Source organism: Amycolatopsis thermalba, assembly GCF_023376025.1.
Taxonomy (GTDB): Bacteria; Actinomycetota; Actinomycetes; order Mycobacteriales; family Pseudonocardiaceae; genus Amycolatopsis_E; species Amycolatopsis_E thermalba.
The window spans coordinates 3,726,762-3,741,499 of the sequence record NZ_CP091196.1 but is presented as its reverse complement, the minus strand read 5'-3'; the positions used below and the strand labels follow the sequence as shown (position 1 = coordinate 3,741,499).

The window sequence follows — 14,738 nt, the reverse complement described above, 5'->3', positions numbered from 1 at the left end:
AGTATTCGCCGACCGGACCACCGAATCATCCATTGATCACCGCTGGCGGCGGATGTATCGTCTGCGCCCATTGGACGCGGGTCGGAGGGTGGGCGTGGCCGTGGCGAGTACGGATCGGATGTTCTTCGGCCAGCCGCGCGGGCTGGTCGGGCTGTTCTTCGCCGAGGCGTGGGAACGGTTCTCCTACTACGGCATGCGCGCGCTGCTGCTGTACTACATGACCGACCGGATTCTGGACGGCGGGCTCGGCATCGACCCGGGCAGCGCGAAATCGCTGATCGCGGTCTACGGCTCGGCCACGTACATGGCGGCGATCCTGGGCGGCTGGATCAGCGACCGGCTGCTCGGGGACCGGCGGGCGACGCTGACCGGCGGTGTCCTGATCATGTGCGGGCACGTCTGCCTGGCGATCCCCGCCGGCGCCGGCGCGTTGTTCGCGTCGATGATCTTCATCGCGAGCGGCACCGGGCTGCTGAAGCCGACGATCTCCTCGTCGGTGGGCGACCTCTACGCGCCGGACGATCCGCGGCGCGACTCCGGGTTCAGCATCTACTACATGGGGATCAGCGTCGGGGCGGTCGCCGCGCCGCTGATCGTCGGCACCGTCGGCGAGAACTACGACTACCACCTCGGGTTCGGTCTCGCGGCGATCGGCATGGCGCTCGGCCTCGTCGTCTACGTGCGCGGCCAGCGCCACCTGAGCCCGCTCAGCTACGCGCCGAAGAACCCGCTGCGGCTGGGCGAGGTTCCCCGGGCGCGGCTGGCCGCGGTGGCAGCCGGGATCGCGGTGCTCGTCGCCGTGCTGTCCGTGGCCGTGGGCACCGGTGCGCTCGGCCCGGGCCGGATCGTCGACCTGATCAGCGTGCTCGCGATCGCGCTGCCCGTCGGCTACTTCACGGTCATGCTGCGCAGTAGGCGCACGACGGCGGCCGAGCGGGCGCGGGTGCGCGGCTACATCCCGATGTTCGTCGCCGCGGTCGCGTTCTGGTGCATCCAGGAGCAGGGTGCGACGGTGATCGCCCAGTACGCGGACGAGAGCACCGACCTGGGCGCGTTCGGGTTCACCATCCCGGCGTCGTGGTTCCAGTCGGTCGGGTCGCTGGTGCTGATCGTGCTGACGCCGGTGTTCGCGGTGATGTGGCTGCGCCTGGACCGGTCCGCCCGCTCCCCCGCCACGGCGCACAAGTTCGCGGCCGGCCTGGCGATCGCCGGGCTGTCGTACCTGATGCTCGTGGTCCCGGCGGCCAGCCCCGGCCAGACCAGCCCGCTGTGGCTGATCGGCAGCCTGGCGGTGGTCACGATCGGCGAGATGTGCCTGTCCCCCATCGGTTTGTCCGCGACGACCCGGCTGGCGCCCGCGGCGTTCGCCACGCAGACGATGGGCCTGTGGTTGTCGTCGAACGCCGCCGGGCAGGGCATCGGGGCGCAGCTGGTGAAGTTCTACGACGCCGGGTCGGCGGCCGCCTACTTCGGCCTGCTCGGCCTGGGCGCGGTCGTCCTCGCCGCGATCCTGTTCGCGCTCGCGCCACTCATCCGGCGGCTCACCGAACGCCGGGTGTCCACAGTGGAGCACCAGGGGCGGCGATGAACCACGCCGGTCAGGCCACGCGCTCGAACACCGCGGCCAGGCCCTGGCCGCCGCCGATGCACATCGTTTCCAGGCCGTAGCGCGCCTCGCGGCGGGTGAGTTCCCTCGCCAGCGTCGTCAGGATCCGGGCGCCGGTCGCGCCTACCGGGTGGCCCAGCGACACGCCGGAGCCGTTGACGTTGAGCCGCTCGTCGGTGTCGCTCAGGCCGAGCGTGCGGGTGCAGGCCAGCACCTGGGCGGCGAACGCCTCGTTCAGCTCGATCAGGTCCAGATCGCGCAGCGACAGCCCGGCCTTGTCCAGGGCCGCCCGGGTCGCGGGCACCGGCCCGATCCCCATCGTCTCCGCGGGCACGCCGGCGCGCGCGAACGACACCAGCCGCACCAGCGGGCGCAGCCCGAGCTTCTCGGCGGTCTCCCGGCTGGTGACCAGGCACGCCGCCGCCGCGTCGTTCTGGCCGCTCGCGTTGCCCGCGGTGACCGTCGCCTCCGGGTCGGTGCGGATCATGACCGGCTTCAGCTTCGCCAGGCCCTCGGCCGTGGTGTCCGGGCGCGGGTGCTCGTCGGCGTCGACCACCGTCTCGCCCTTGCGGGAGCGCACGGTGACCGGGACGATCTCCTCCTTGAACAGCCCGCCCTCGATCGCCCGGGCCGCCCGCTGCTGCGAGCGCAGCGCGAGCGCGTCCTGGTCCTCGCGGGAGATGCCGTGCTCGCGCCGCAGGTTCTCCGCGGTCTCGATCATCCCGCCCGGGATCGGGTGGTGGACCCCGCCCGCGGTGGCCCGGCCGCGCGCCAGCGAGTCGTGCAGCTGCAGCCCGGCGCCCTTGATGCCCCAGCGGCCCTCGTGCGTGTAGTACGGCGCGGCGCTCATCACCTCCGCGCCACCGGCGAGCACCACCTCGCTGAACCCGGCGCGGATCTGCATCGCGGCGTCCAGCACGGCCTGCAGGCCCGAACCACAGCGGCGGTCGATCTGGATGCCGGTGACCGTGTCCGGCAACCCGGCGTCCAGAGCAGCCACGCGCCCGAGCGCGGGCGCCTCCGAGGTCGGGTAGGCGTGCCCGAGGATGACCTCGTCGACGCGCTCCGGGTCCACGCCGGTGCGCTCCACCACGGCGGCCAGCACGTGCGCGGCGAGCGCGGCAGGGGTCTGCCCGGCCAGCGCTCCGCCGAACCGGCCGATCGGCGTGCGCAGGGGCTCGCAGATCACGACATCCACGGACATCCGTCGTCCTTTCACGGCTGGGCAGAGATGCCTCCGACCATCGCACCCCGGCACCGAGATGTCCAATATCCGATTGGCATCCGACTGAGACGGCGACCGTCTCAGCGCGGTGGCCGCAGGGCCGGGAACCAGATGTCGCTGAGCACCTGCGCGGCCTCGTCGGCCGTGGAGGTGATCGTGCCCTGCACCGCCCACCGGGTGAAGAACCGCTCCAGCTGGCTGACCAGCAGCTCGATCCGCAGGTGCGCCTCGGCCCGGCGGTCCGGCCCCCAGCGGGCCAGGTAGCGCGGCATCGCGGCGGGCAGCTCGTCGACCGCGCGCTTGGCGATCGCCCGGAACTCCGGTTCGAGCGCGACCGCCTCGTCCCACGCCGGCAGGATCGCCTGGTTCTCCTCGAACCACGCCACCGCGCGCCGCATCCACCGGGTGAACTCGGCACGCGACCCGGAGTCGAGCACCTCGTCCAGCTCCGCGTACACCGCCACCGCGCGCCGCGCCATCGTCTCCGCGCCGATCTTCTGCAGCACCTCGGGCTTGCCGGTGAAGTGCAGGTAGAACGTCGCACGGCTGCAGCCGACCGCGGAGACGATGTCGTCGATCGTCACCGCCGCGTAGCCACGCTCGACGAACAACGCCTTGGCCTGCTCCAGCAGGTCACGCCGGGTCTGCTGCTTCTGCCGCTCGCGCAGGGTCATAACGGTCAGCCTACTCACTGGACACAGCGTCAGCGAACGTGCCACAGTGACTGCGGCATCGTGGCCGGCACAGGAGGTACGCGTTGAGTTCACTCCCGACCGTCTGCATCATCGGCGCCGGCTGCTCCGGCTTCACCACCGCGAAGCGGCTGCGCGACCACGGCATCCCCTACGACTGCTTCGAGATGTCCGACGACGTCGGCGGCAACTGGTACTTCGGCAACCCCAACGGGCGCTCGGCCTGTTACGAGTCGCTGCACATCGACACCTCGACCACGCGGCTGCAGTTCGAGGACTTCCCGGCGGGCGAGGACTGGCCGCACTTCCCGCACCATTCGCTGATCCACCAGTACTTCCGCGACTACGTCGACCACTTCGGCCTGCGCGACACGATCACCTTCAACACCGCCGTCGAGCACGCGGCACGGCAGTCCGGCGGCACCTGGCGGGTCACCCTGTCCACCGGCGAGACCCGGACCTACGACGCGCTCGTGGTCGCCAACGGCCACCACTGGAACCCGTACCTGCCGGACTACCCGGGCACCTTCGACGGGCCGGTCCTGCACAGCCACGCCTACCGCAGCCCGTTCGACCCGGTCGACATGCGGGACAAGCGGATCGTGGTGGTGGGCATGGGGAACTCGGCGCTGGACATCGCCTCCGAGCTGTCGCACCGCGCGATCGCCCGGCACGTCTGGGTGTCCGCCCGGCGCGGGGTGTGGGTGCTGTCCAAGTACCGCGGCGGGAAACCGGCGGACAAGATGATGATGCCGCCGTGGATGCCGAAGAAGCTCGGCCTGGCCCTGTCCCGGCGGGCCATCAAGAAGACGCTGGGCAACATGGAGGACTACGGGCTGCCCAAGCCGGACCACGAGCCGCTGTCCGCGCACCCGTCGGTGAGCGTGGACTTCCTCGCCAAGGCCGGCTCGGGCGATCTGACGTGCGTGCCCGCGATCGAGCGGCTGGACGGCGACGCCGTGGTGTGCGTGGACGGCACCCGCATCGAGGCCGACGTGATCGTGTGCGCGACCGGCTACCGGATGGCGTTCCCGTTCTTCGACGACCCGGAGCTGCTGCCGGACGCCGAGCACCGGATGCCGCTGTTCAAGCGGATCGTCAAGCCGGGCGTCGGCAACCTGTACTTCGCCGGGCTCGCGCAGGCGTCCCCGACGATCGTGAACCTGGCCGAGCAGCAGAGCAAGCTGATCGCCGCGCACCTGACCGGGGAGTACGAACTGCCGGCCGTGGCGGAGATGACGGCGGTCATCGCGCGTGACGAGGCCAAGCACCTCGGGCAGTACTACTCCGCGCCGCGGCACACCATCCAGCTCGACTTCGCCCGCTACGTCCGGGACCTGCACCGGGAGATCGAGGCGGGCCGGAAGCGGGCGGCGGCCCTGACGTGAACGGGCACTGCGACGCGCGGTTCGCCGCGCTCGGCGACCTGCTGGCGAAGCGGTTGCGCGACGGCGACGAAGCGGGCGCCTCGGTCTGCGTGATCGCCGACGGCGTGGTGGCGGTGGACCTGTGGGGTGGCTTCGCCTCCCCCGGCGTGCCGTGGACGCGGGACACGCTGGTGACCACGTACTCGCTGACCAAGACCATGGTGGCGCTGGTGGCGCTCGCGCTCGCCGACCGGGGCCTGCTGGATCCGGACGCGCCGGTGGCGCGGTACTGGCCGGAGTTCGGCGCCGCGGGCAAGGAAGGCGTGCTGGTGCGGCACGTCCTGGGCCACACGTCGGGCGTGTGCGGGTGGGACGCGCCGGTGACGCTGGACGACGTCTGCGACACCACGCGAGCGGCCGCGTTGCTGGCGGCCCAGGAGCCGTGGTGGACACCCGGCGACGGCTCCGGCTACCAGGCGGTCAGCCACGGGCACCTGGTCGGCGAGCTGGTCCGGCGGGTGACCGGGCGGTCGCTGGGCACGGTGCTGCGCGCGGAGTTCGCCGAACCGCTCGGGGCGGACTACTGGCTGGGCGCCCCGCCGGACCTCGATTCCCGGCTCGCCACGCTGGTTCCGCCGCCGTCGTCCGGGGTGGACTACGCCGCGCTCGGCGCGGTGGCGATCCGGACGCTGACGAATCCGCTGATCCCGCCCGCGGTGACGACCACCCGGCCGTTCCTCACGGCCGAGCTGGGCGGGCTGAACGGGCAGGGCAACGCGCGTTCGGTGGCGCGGCTGCAATCGGTCGTCTCCCACGGCGGCGTGATCGACGGCAGGCGTTACCTGTCGGAGTCCACTGTGGACCGGATCTTCGACGTGCAGGCCGATGGCGTGGACCGGGTGCTGGGCGCGCCGGTCCGGTTCGGGCTCGGCTACGCGGTGGACGGCCGGACGTGCTGGTGGAGCGGCTTCGGCGGCTCGGTGGTGGTCAACGACCTCGACCGGCGCCTGACCTTCGCCTACGTCATGAACCGGATGGCGCCGGGCCTGCTGAACGCGCCGAACACGACCGCCTACCTGGACGCGCTGCGGTCCTGCCTGGACTGACGCGCCGCGAACGGGCCGGTGAAGGCGAGCCCGGCGAACCGCTCCCCCATGCTCCGGTGGGTGTCCGCGTCGGGGTGCAGGCCGTCGGGCAGGGGGCGTCCGGCGTAGTCGGCCTCGCCGTACAGCTCGCGTCCGTCGAGGTAGTGCAGGTTCTCGTCGGCGCGCTGCTCGACGATCCGCGCCAGCTCGTCGCGGATGACGCGCAGCGTGAGTTTCCCCGCGGCGGCGTCCGCGGGGTCGCCGGTGGCCCGGAACCGCACGACGCCCGCCCGCAACGCGGCGAGGTCGAACGCGCCGGGGCCGGGCGTGTCCTCGTGGATCGGGCAGTGGATCGGCGAGACGACCAGCAGCGGCACGTCCGGGTGCCCGTCGCGGATCGTGTCGAGGAACCCGTGCACCGCCGGGGTGAACGCCCGCAGCCGCATCACGTCGCTGTTCACCAGGTTGATCCCGATCTTGACGCTGATCAGGTCGGCGGGCGTGTCGCGCATGACGCGCGCGGTGAACGGGTCGAGCAGCGCGCTGCCGCCGAAGCCCAGGTTGACCAGCTCGGCGCCGCCCAGCCGGGCGGCGACCGCGGGCCACGTGGTGGCGGGGCTCGCGGCGTCCGAGCCGTGGCTGATCGAGCTGCCGTGGTGCAGCCACACGCGGCCCCGCGACGGCGACGGCTCGACCGGCGCGTCGGTGCGCAGCGCGATCAGCTCGGTGATCTCGTTGTGCGGCAACCAGATCACCACGTCCTTGTCCGCGCCGGGCAGACCGTCGAACCGCACGGTGCCGGGCGGCCCGGGCTCCATCCGGGCGGCGCCGCTGGACAGGTCGAGGTGGACGGTGTTGCCGCCGCCGACGCCGCGCTGGGCGGTGAACCGGCCGTCGACGAACAGGTCGTACACGCCGTCCGGGCGCGGCGGGGCGCCCACGTACGCGCGGGCGGTGCGCAGCGCGTCCAGCTCGACGACGGTGGCCCGGGTCCGGATCGCCAGCCGCACGCCGGAGGGTTGCGACTCCGCCATGGCCAGCTGCGCGTCGGCCCTCGCGCGCGCCCACGCGGGCAGGCGGTGCGGCAGCAGGCCGTGCGCGGTGGTTTCCAGGTCCAGCGCGCCGCGCAGCAGGTCCGCGGTCAGCGGTGTGGTGATCATGATCCGGTCCGTTCCGGCCAGTTTCGCAGGGTGGCGTCGAGGACCTCGAGGATTCGCGTCCAGGATTGGCCGGCGCCGGGCGCGCTGTGGCCGAACCCGCCGCCCGATTCGAGCGCGACGAAGCCGTGGAAGACGCTGCCCAGCAGACGGACGGCGTGCGGGTGGTCGGCTTCCGGCACGTCGTAGCCGCGCAGGATCGCCCGCATCATCCGGGTGTGCTCGGGTCCCGCGCTCGCGGCGGCGTGCTCCGGGTCGAGCCGGAACTGCGCCGCGGCCCACCGGCCGGGGTGCCGGCGGGCGTAGTCCCGGTAGACGCCGGCGAACGCGACCAGGGCGTCCTTGCCCGAGCGCCCGGCCAGCGCCTCGGCGGCCCGCGCGGCGAGTTCCCCCAGCGCGAGCAGCGCGATGCGGACCTTGAGGTCGTGGGCGCTGCGCACGTGCGAATACAGGCTCGCCACCTGAACCCCGAGGCGCCGCGCCAGCGCCGACGGGGTCACCGCGTCGAACCCGGCCTCGTCGGCCAGCTCCGCACCGGCCTGGGCCACCCGCTCCGCGGTCAGTCCCGCTCGCACCATGCCTAAAGGCTATCAGATACTTCCTAAAAGTTTTAGGAAGGTCGCGCCGTATAGGTCGTTATACACAAATTGGGTGCGGAAGGCGTGCCAGCGGCGGCAGGCCAGGGCGTTGCCGGTCCTGACTCCCCATGATCCCTCCAGCTAGCGGCGCGTGAGCAGGAAGATCGGCAGCTCCCGGCCGGCGGCGAGGCGCTCCATCTCGTAGCCGGGCCAGAAGTCGAGCAAGCGCTGCCACATGCGGTCGTAGTCCTCGCCCTTGACGGGCTTCGCCGTCACCGGGATCTCGCGTCCGCGGATGGCGACCGTGGCCTCGGCGTGCTCGCGCAGGTTGTAGGTCCAGCCGGGATCGCGGGGACGGCCCCAGTTGGAGCCGACCAGCACGAAGCCGTCCTCGTGCGGGAAGTACAGCAGGTTCGTGCTGCGGGGCAGTCCGCTCTTGCGCCCCAGGGTGGTCAGCCGCAGCGACGGCAGGCCCGCGATGCCGACCAGGCTGACCCGCCCGCCGAACAGGCCGTGCAGCCGCTTGTCGGCCCAGATGATGACCTTCGCGAGCCGCATCAGCCACGGCCGGGTGCCCAGCCTGCGGGCCAGGAGCGGAAGCGGATTCTTCACGACCCCTATTGGACCACCCGCCCGCTCCCGCCACCGATCACCCCGCATTGGGGTGCCGGTCACCACCGCGGCTAGCGCGTGTTTCAAAGCTGGGAGCTGGTGTGATGGCGATGACGATTGCGTCGGGGCGTGACGGGGCGAGCGGACCTGACCGACGGCATTGGACGGCACTGGAACCACTGCTGCGCATCGGCAGAAAGCCTGGCCGCTCGCGAAGTGGACCGAACGGTCGCTGATCAACGGGATCCGCTGGCGGATCCGGGTCGGTGCACCCTGGCGAGACATCCCCCAGGTCGATGGGCCGTGGCAGACGGGGTACGGGTTGTTCCGACGCTGGCAACGTGACGGCACGGGGAAGCGGATCCTCCCCGGCCTGCAGGCTCGCGCGAATGCCGCCGGATTGATCACCTGGGCTGTGAGTGTGCATTCCACGACCAGCCGGGCGCCCCAGCATGCGGCTGGCGCACGGCCAAGGGGGATCCGCAGGTCGAACCGCCCGCCGGGATCGACGCCGAACCTGCTGAACACGGGCTCGGCCGCTCCCGGGGCGGGTTCACGACGAAGACTCATCTGGCTACCGAGCAGGGCCAGAAGCCGTTGCCGTTGCTGGTGACCGCCGGACAACGAGCCGACAGCCCTCAGTTTCCGGTGGTGTCGGAGGGTGTTCGGGCGGCCCGTATCGCCGGTGGTCGAGCACGGACCCGGCCGGATCGGGTGCTGGCCGACAATGCCTGCAGCTCCCGCGCTGACCGCGGCTACCTGCGGCGTTGTAGCCGTGTGGCTGGCCGGCCACCAGCGTTCGATCCAGAGGTCTCCAAGCAGCGGCACGCGGTGCTGCATCAACCGGCTCAAACGCAACCGGGCAGTGGCCACCCGCTACGACAAGCTCGCCGCGCGTTTTCGAGGCGGTACCGATGATCGCCTCGATCAACGCGGGGCTGCCCCGCTGACAAAACACGCACTAGCTGTACTGCCCGGGGAGTTGTGGACGTGGAGATGTGTAGATGATGATCTTGAAATAGGGAGGGCCTCCGGGTTCGGTGTGGATCACCACAATCTGCACCGCACCTCGGGAGGTCCTCGTGTCTCACGGTAACGCCCCGTTGACCCCGACCGGTCGGCTGCGTCTGGCCCGGTGTGTCGCGGAGGAGGGGTGGCCGCTGCGGCGGGCGGCGGAGCGGTTCCAGGTGTCGGTGGCCACCGCTAAGCGGTGGACTGACCGCTACCGCGCTGAGGGTGAGGCCGGGATGGTGGACCGCTCCTCACGGCCACACACCTGTCCCCACCGGACCCCGACACGCACCGAGCGCCGGATCATCAAGGTACGGGTGCTGCGCCGGTGGGGACCCGCCCGCATCGCTGCCCTGCTGGGGTTGGCCGCCTCCACGGTGCATCGGGTGCTGGCCCGCTACGGCCTGGCGCGGCTGGCTGATCTGGACCGGGCCACCGGGCGGGTGGTGCGCCGCTACGAACGGGCCACCCCGGGCGAGTTGGTGCACGTCGACATCAAGAAGCTGGGCAACATCCCCGACGGCGGCGGCCACAAGATCTGCGACCGCGCCACCGGCAACCAGCACCGCAAGGCCACCACCACCGCCCGTTACCCCCACGGCAAACCCCAGATCGGCTACAGCTACCTGCACAACGCCGTGGACGACCACTCCCGCCTGGCCTACACCGAGATCCTGCCCGACGAGACCACGACCAGCGCGGTCGCGTTCTGGACCCGGGCCCAGGCGTTCTTCGCCTCCCACGGCATCACCGTGCAGCGGGTGCTGACCGACAACGGCTCCTGCTACCGCTCACGCGACTGGCGCGACACCCTCACCGCCGCCGGCATCCAGCACAAACGCACCCGCCCCTACCGCCCCCAAACCAACGGCAAAGTGGAGCGCTTCAACCGCACCCTGCTCAACGAATGGGCCTACGCCCACCCCTACCACACAGAAACCCAACGGCGCGCCGCCTTGCCCCACTTCCTCCACCACTACAACCATCACCGACACCACACCAGCATCGGCGGCCCACCGCCACCCGCATACCCAACCTCACGGGACAGAACAGCTAGCTCACCGCGCGCGCCAGGGACACCCCGAAGCGCCCCTGGGCGTCGGTCCACCAGTGCGCCACCTCGAAGCCCGCGACGGCCAGTTCGGTGGTCACTCCTTCGCGACGGAACTTCGCCGAGATCTCCGTCCGGATGTACTCCCCGGCCTCGAACGACACCTCCATGCCCGCGCCCGGGATCGACACGCGCACCGCCTCCGGGGCGCGCAGCCGCATCTCGATCCACTCGTTCCCGGCGTCCCAGTGGGCCACGTGCTCGAAGGAGTCCGGGTCGAAGTCCGCGCCCAGCACCTCGTTGACCACCCGCAGCACGTTGCGGTTGAACTCCGCCGTCACCCCGGCCGCGTCGTCGTAGGCGCGCACCAGCGTCTCCGCGTCCTTGACCAGGTCGGTGCCCAGCAGGAACCACTCACCACCGGCGAGCACGTCCCGCACCGAGCGCAGGAACTTGCCGCGGTCGGCCGGCAGGAAGTTGCCGATCGTGCCACCGAGGAACGCCACCAGCCGCGGCGGCTCACCGGGCAGCAGGCCCAGGTGTTCGGTGAAGTCGCCGACCACCCCGCGCACGTCCAGCCCCGGGTAGCCGGCCTGGATCGCCTCCACCGCCTCGGCCAGCGCCGACTCCGACACGTCCAGCGGCACGAACGTGCGCAGGCTGCCGTGATCGCGCAACCCGTCCAGCAGCAGCCGGGTCTTCTCGCTCGACCCGGAACCGAGTTCGACCAGCGTGTGCGCGCCGGTGATCCGCGCGATCGCCCCGGCCTCCCGCGCCAGCACCTCCCGTTCGGACCGCGTCGGGTAGTACTCGGGCAGCGCGGTGATGTCCTCGAACAGCCGGCTTCCCGTCGCGTCGTAGAACCACTTGGACGGCAGCCACTTCTGCTCGGCCGACAGCCCCTCCCGCACATCCGCGCGCAGCGCCTCGGCGATGTCGGTGGCGCTGCGGTGAATGTCCAGTTCGGACTCGGTCATCAGGGAACACTCCGATCGGCGTTGAGGGGGATGACTTCGACGGCGCCGTGCTCGGCGCGGACCAGGTGCCGGTCCGGCACCTCCGACCAGCCGGGCGCGTCGTCGAGCGGTTCGGACGCGAACAGGACGGCCTCGCCCTCGACCCGCACCGACAGGGCGTGGGTCCAGGCCGTGCCGACCAGCACGGTGCCGTCGGTGAGCAGGAAGTTCAGCCGCGACCCCGGCGCGGCCCGCTCGACCTGCGCGATCAGGTCGGCGACCGCCCCGGCGGGGTCCTCCCCCGCCGCGAGCCGCTCGCGCAGCAGCGCCCACAGCACCGCCGAGTCGGTGGGCGCCTCCAGCGTCATCAGGTCGGTGACGGGCAGCTTCCCGGCGAGCACGGCGAGGCTGTCCGGCCAGCCGCGCACCATCCCGTTGTGGCTGAACAGCCACCGGCCCCCGGTGAAGGGCGCGCACGCGCCCTCCCCGGACGGCATGCCGGTGGTGCCGTTGCGCACCGCGGCGACGAACGCGCCACTGTGGACCGATCGCGCCAGCCGCGGCAGGTCGTGGTCGCTCCACAGGGGAACCGGTCGCCGGTACCGCACCGGCTCCGGCCCGTCGTCGTACCAGCCCAGCCCGAACCCGTCGGCGTTCACCACACCACCGCCGCGCATGTCCCGCGGCGCGTAGGTCTGGCGCAGCAGCGAGTACGGCGCGTCGAACACCGCGTCCACCGGCGAGCGGGGCGGGCCCAGGTAACCCACGTGACGGCACATCTCAGGCCCGCTCGCCCGGCGGGACGTCCCGCGCGCACCGGAACCCGGAGAAGATCTGCCGCCGGATCGGGTAGTCCCAGTTGCGGAACGGGCCGCGCACGGCCGCCGCGTCGGTGCCGAACGAACCGCCGCGCAGCACCTTGTACTCCGGCCCGAAGAACACCTCCGAATACTCCCGATAGGGGAACGCGCGGAAGCCCGGATAGCCGGCGAAGTCGGTGCTCGTCCACTCCCACACGTCGCCGATCAGCTGGTGCACGCCGAACGCCGAGGCACCCTTCGGGTAGGCGCCCGCTGGGGCCGGGGACAGGTGCCGCTGGCCCAGGTTCGCGTGCTCGGGCGTGGGATCGTCGTTGCCCCACGGGTACCGCCGGGACTCCCCGGTCGCCGGGTCGAACCGGGCGGCCTTCTCCCACTCCGCCTCGGTCGGCAACCGCTTGCCGGCCCACTTCGCGTACGCCTCGGCCTCGTGGAACGACACGTGCACCACCGGCTGACCGGCCGGCACCGGTTCGTGCACCCCGAACCGGACGCGCCACCAGCCGTCCGGTTCGCGCCGCCAGAACCGCGGCGCGGTGATGTCGTGCGCGGTGCGGTACTCCCAGCCCGCCGCGCTCCACCACTCGCGCTGCTCGTAGCCGCCCGCCTCGAGGAACTCCACGTACGCGCCGTTGGTCACCGGCACCGTGTCCAGGTAGAACGCGTCCACGTGGACCTCGTGCGCGGGGCGCTCGTTGTCCAGCGCCCACGGCTCGAGCGAGGTGCCCATCACGAACGGGCCGGCCGGGACCAGGACCTCCCCGGGCAGCGGCCCGGACCGGGCGGGCGGCGGCTCGGGCGCGTGCAGCACCGGATCGCCCCGGCGCAGCTGGTGGGTGGCCAGCATGGTCTCGTCGTGCTGCTGTTCGTGCTGGGTGATCATGCCGAAGGCGAACCCGGCCTCGGTGAGCGGGCGGCCGGTCATCGGGGCGCGCTCCAGGACGTCGAACGCCTTGGCCCGCACCTCGGCGACATACGCGCGCGCCTCCGCCGGGCCCAGCAGCGGCAACGACGGCCGGGTGGCGCGCGGGTGCTGGAAGGCGTCGTAGAGGTCGTCGATGTCGGGCCGCAGCGGCTCCCGGCCGCCCACGTCCCGCACCAGCCACAACTCCTCCTGGCTGCCGATGTGCGCGAGGTCCCAGACCAGCGGCGACATCAGCTTCGAGTGCTGGCGGACGAGGTCGTCGTCGTCCACCGCGCCAGTGAGCGCGGTGCTGCGGGCGCGGGCCCGCTCCAGCGCCGCGGCCGCGCGGGACCGCAGGGCCTCGGCGGGCAGGTCCCGCACCGGGTTCGGCGCCTCGGTCAGCGGCGACACCTCGGTCATTTCGTCCCCTCCCCGGCGTGCGCGAGCCGCTGCACGCCTTCGCTGATCCGGTCGACGGTCTCCTCGGTCAGATCGGTGCGGCCGAGCTCGGCGCACCCGAGGTCGGCGACCTCGCGGGCCACCGCCGCGATCCGCGGGTCGGCCATCCCGGCGCGCGCGGCCCTTTCCCACTCCCCTTCGACGGGCGCGCACACCTCGCGCACGCGGTCCACAGTGGACGGCCGGTCGAGCAGGGCGGTCAGCAAGGCGACCGGGTGCAGCCAACGGTGCCGCGGCTGGGCGTCGAGGTAGCGGACCTCCAGGTAACCGTGGGGCCGCACCGGGGTGAACATCGTGGACAGGTGGTAGTCGAGGTCGGCCAGCGTCGGCCGCCGCAGGACCCGCCCGGCGCCGCGGCCGGTGGCCCAGCCGGCGAAGCTCAGGTCCTCCGGCGCGTCCCACGGCTCCCCGCCCCGGCGCACCACCAGCAGCGGCGTGTCCAGGACGCGGCGGGACCAGCTGTCCACCGGGTCCGGGCCGCACGCGGCGGCCGCGGTCCGGCACGGTTCGGTGTTCATCACCGCGAGCCAGCGGGCCGAGGCCGCGCCGGTGTCGCGGCCCGCGTGCCGCCGCGAGTTGGCGAACAGGGCCAGCAGCGGCGGCCCGAGCGCGTGGATCGCCGCCCAGCGGGCCGGGAACGTGTCGGCTTCCCCGGCGTCGACGCAGACCTGCAGGCCGGCGGTGCTGCACATCATCGTGACCCCGCCGGGGCCCATCGGGGCGAACCGGCGTTCCATCGCGGCGTAGCGGGGGGTGTCGAGCAGCCGGGCCGGTGCGCGGTGGGCGTCGATGCCGTCGTCGCGCAGGACGAACCCGTGGCGGGCGAGGAGTCCGGTGAGGTGTTCCAGATCGGCGGTGACCGCCGCGGCGAGCTCGCGGAGCGAGGCCTGGGGCAGGGCGGAGATCTCCACCTGGCCGCCGGGTTCGAGAGTCAGCGGGGAGCCGGCCGGCAACGGGCGGGCCGGGCTGTCGGGACTGAGGGTGCGCGGGGCGTGCGGGCCGAGCGCACGGGCGAGGTCATCAGGGTCGAGTGGTCTTCGGGGGGCGCCGGCGTAGTGCACGGTGTACTCCAGCTCCACGCCGAGCAGGCGCGGTGGGCCGTGCTTGAAGCACACGGACGCCACGTACGCCTCACCCTCGGCGCGGTCGGAAACCACCTTCGCCGCCACCGCCCCGCCCGGGGCGGGAGAAACGGGCCGAGCCGTTGTCATGTCGTG

At 72.4% G+C, this 14,738-nt stretch carries 13 protein-coding genes and 1 pseudogene; 5 read left to right on the top strand and 9 right to left on the bottom strand.

Annotation, left to right across the window (positions count from 1 at the left end; translation table 11 throughout):
* The first annotated feature begins 100 nt into the window (after window positions 1–100).
* Window positions 101–1,588, top strand: a complete 1,488-nt coding sequence (locus L1857_RS18010; protein ID WP_233157244.1) for a peptide MFS transporter — start codon at window positions 101–103, stop codon at window positions 1,586–1,588.
* 10 nt (window positions 1,589–1,598) lie between these two features.
* On the opposite strand, the gene L1857_RS18005 is transcribed toward L1857_RS18010, so the two are convergent.
* Together L1857_RS18005 and L1857_RS18000 are read right to left on the bottom strand one after the other, a co-directional pair.
* Entirely contained in the window at window positions 1,599–2,810 is a 1,212-nt protein-coding gene (locus L1857_RS18005; RefSeq protein WP_116110161.1) for an acetyl-CoA C-acetyltransferase, read from the bottom strand.
* A gap of 101 nt (window positions 2,811–2,911) precedes the next feature.
* Window positions 2,912–3,505: a TetR/AcrR family transcriptional regulator gene (locus L1857_RS18000; RefSeq protein WP_094005315.1), complete on the bottom strand. Its 594-nt coding sequence runs from the start codon at window positions 3,503–3,505 to the stop codon at window positions 2,912–2,914.
* A gap of 83 nt (window positions 3,506–3,588) precedes the next feature.
* Here L1857_RS18000 and L1857_RS17995 point away from each other — a divergent pair, with 83 nt between their 5' ends.
* The gene (locus L1857_RS17995; protein WP_094005314.1) at window positions 3,589–4,911 is read left to right on the top strand and encodes a flavin-containing monooxygenase; all 1,323 of its coding nucleotides are present in this window, start codon (window positions 3,589–3,591) and stop codon (window positions 4,909–4,911) included.
* Complete coding sequence (locus L1857_RS17990; protein WP_094005313.1) at window positions 4,908–5,996, top strand: serine hydrolase domain-containing protein; 1,089 nt, start codon at window positions 4,908–4,910, stop codon at window positions 5,994–5,996. The genes L1857_RS17995 and L1857_RS17990 overlap by 4 nt, the downstream gene beginning before the upstream one ends.
* Here the strand turns inward: L1857_RS17990 and L1857_RS17985 are convergent.
* The 3 genes from L1857_RS17985 to L1857_RS17975 form a co-directional block, all read right to left on the bottom strand.
* A complete protein-coding gene (locus L1857_RS17985) occupies window positions 5,963–7,135 on the bottom strand; it encodes an SGNH/GDSL hydrolase family protein (RefSeq protein WP_249465686.1) in 1,173 nt (390 codons plus the stop codon). The genes L1857_RS17990 and L1857_RS17985 overlap by 34 nt on opposite strands.
* The gene (locus L1857_RS17980; RefSeq protein ID WP_116110163.1) at window positions 7,132–7,710 is read right to left on the bottom strand and encodes a TetR/AcrR family transcriptional regulator; all 579 of its coding nucleotides are present in this window, start codon (window positions 7,708–7,710) and stop codon (window positions 7,132–7,134) included. Before L1857_RS17980 ends, L1857_RS17985 begins: the two co-directional genes overlap by 4 nt.
* A 141-nt stretch (window positions 7,711–7,851) precedes the next feature.
* Window positions 7,852–8,322 (bottom strand): nitroreductase family deazaflavin-dependent oxidoreductase, encoded by a 471-nt coding sequence (locus tag L1857_RS17975; protein ID WP_094005310.1) that lies wholly within the window; start codon window positions 8,320–8,322, stop codon window positions 7,852–7,854.
* Window positions 8,323–8,482: 160 nt separating this feature from the next.
* Between L1857_RS17975 and L1857_RS35725 the strand changes: the two genes are divergently transcribed.
* Window positions 8,483–8,935: a transposase gene (locus L1857_RS35725; RefSeq protein WP_429727768.1), complete on the top strand. Its 453-nt coding sequence runs from the start codon at window positions 8,483–8,485 to the stop codon at window positions 8,933–8,935.
* A 469-nt stretch (window positions 8,936–9,404) separates the two neighbouring features.
* Window positions 9,405–10,390 (top strand): annotated as a pseudogene (locus L1857_RS17965) (IS481 family transposase).
* Here L1857_RS17965 and egtD read toward each other — a convergent pair.
* From egtD to L1857_RS17945, 4 genes are read right to left on the bottom strand one after another with little or no spacing between them, the layout of a single operon-like run.
* Window positions 10,387–11,361 (bottom strand): L-histidine N(alpha)-methyltransferase, encoded by a 975-nt coding sequence (egtD, locus tag L1857_RS17960; protein WP_116110164.1) that lies wholly within the window; start codon window positions 11,359–11,361, stop codon window positions 10,387–10,389. The pseudogene L1857_RS17965 and the gene egtD sit on opposite strands and share 4 nt — an antisense overlap.
* On the bottom strand, window positions 11,361–12,119 hold the full coding sequence (gene egtC / locus L1857_RS17955) for an ergothioneine biosynthesis protein EgtC (RefSeq protein WP_116110165.1): 759 nt from the start codon (window positions 12,117–12,119) through the stop codon (window positions 11,361–11,363). Before egtC ends, egtD begins: the two co-directional genes overlap by 1 nt.
* A 1-nt stretch (window position 12,120) precedes the next feature.
* Complete coding sequence (egtB, locus tag L1857_RS17950) at window positions 12,121–13,482, bottom strand: ergothioneine biosynthesis protein EgtB (protein WP_249465683.1); 1,362 nt, start codon at window positions 13,480–13,482, stop codon at window positions 12,121–12,123.
* On the bottom strand, window positions 13,479–14,732 hold the full coding sequence (locus L1857_RS17945) for a glutamate-cysteine ligase family protein (RefSeq protein WP_249465680.1): 1,254 nt from the start codon (window positions 14,730–14,732) through the stop codon (window positions 13,479–13,481). The genes egtB and L1857_RS17945 overlap by 4 nt, the downstream gene beginning before the upstream one ends.
* Window positions 14,733–14,738 lie beyond the last annotated feature (6 nt).

Coding starts and splice junctions, on each gene's coding strand:
- L1857_RS18005 (WP_116110161.1), bottom strand. CDS start 2,810: ATGTCCGTGGATGTCGTGATCTGCGAGCCCCTGCGCACGCCGATCGGC.
- L1857_RS18000 (WP_094005315.1), bottom strand. CDS start 3,505: ATGACCCTGCGCGAGCGGCAGAAGCAGCAGACCCGGCGTGACCTGCTG.
- L1857_RS17985 (WP_249465686.1), bottom strand. CDS start 7,135: ATGATCACCACACCGCTGACCGCGGACCTGCTGCGCGGCGCGCTGGAC.
- L1857_RS17980 (WP_116110163.1), bottom strand. CDS start 7,710: ATGGTGCGAGCGGGACTGACCGCGGAGCGGGTGGCCCAGGCCGGTGCG.
- egtD (WP_116110164.1), bottom strand. CDS start 11,361: ATGACCGAGTCCGAACTGGACATTCACCGCAGCGCCACCGACATCGCC.
- egtC (WP_116110165.1), bottom strand. CDS start 12,119: ATGTGCCGTCACGTGGGTTACCTGGGCCCGCCCCGCTCGCCGGTGGAC.
- egtB (WP_249465683.1), bottom strand. CDS start 13,482: ATGACCGAGGTGTCGCCGCTGACCGAGGCGCCGAACCCGGTGCGGGAC.
- L1857_RS17945 (WP_249465680.1), bottom strand. CDS start 14,732: ATGACAACGGCTCGGCCCGTTTCTCCCGCCCCGGGCGGGGCGGTGGCG.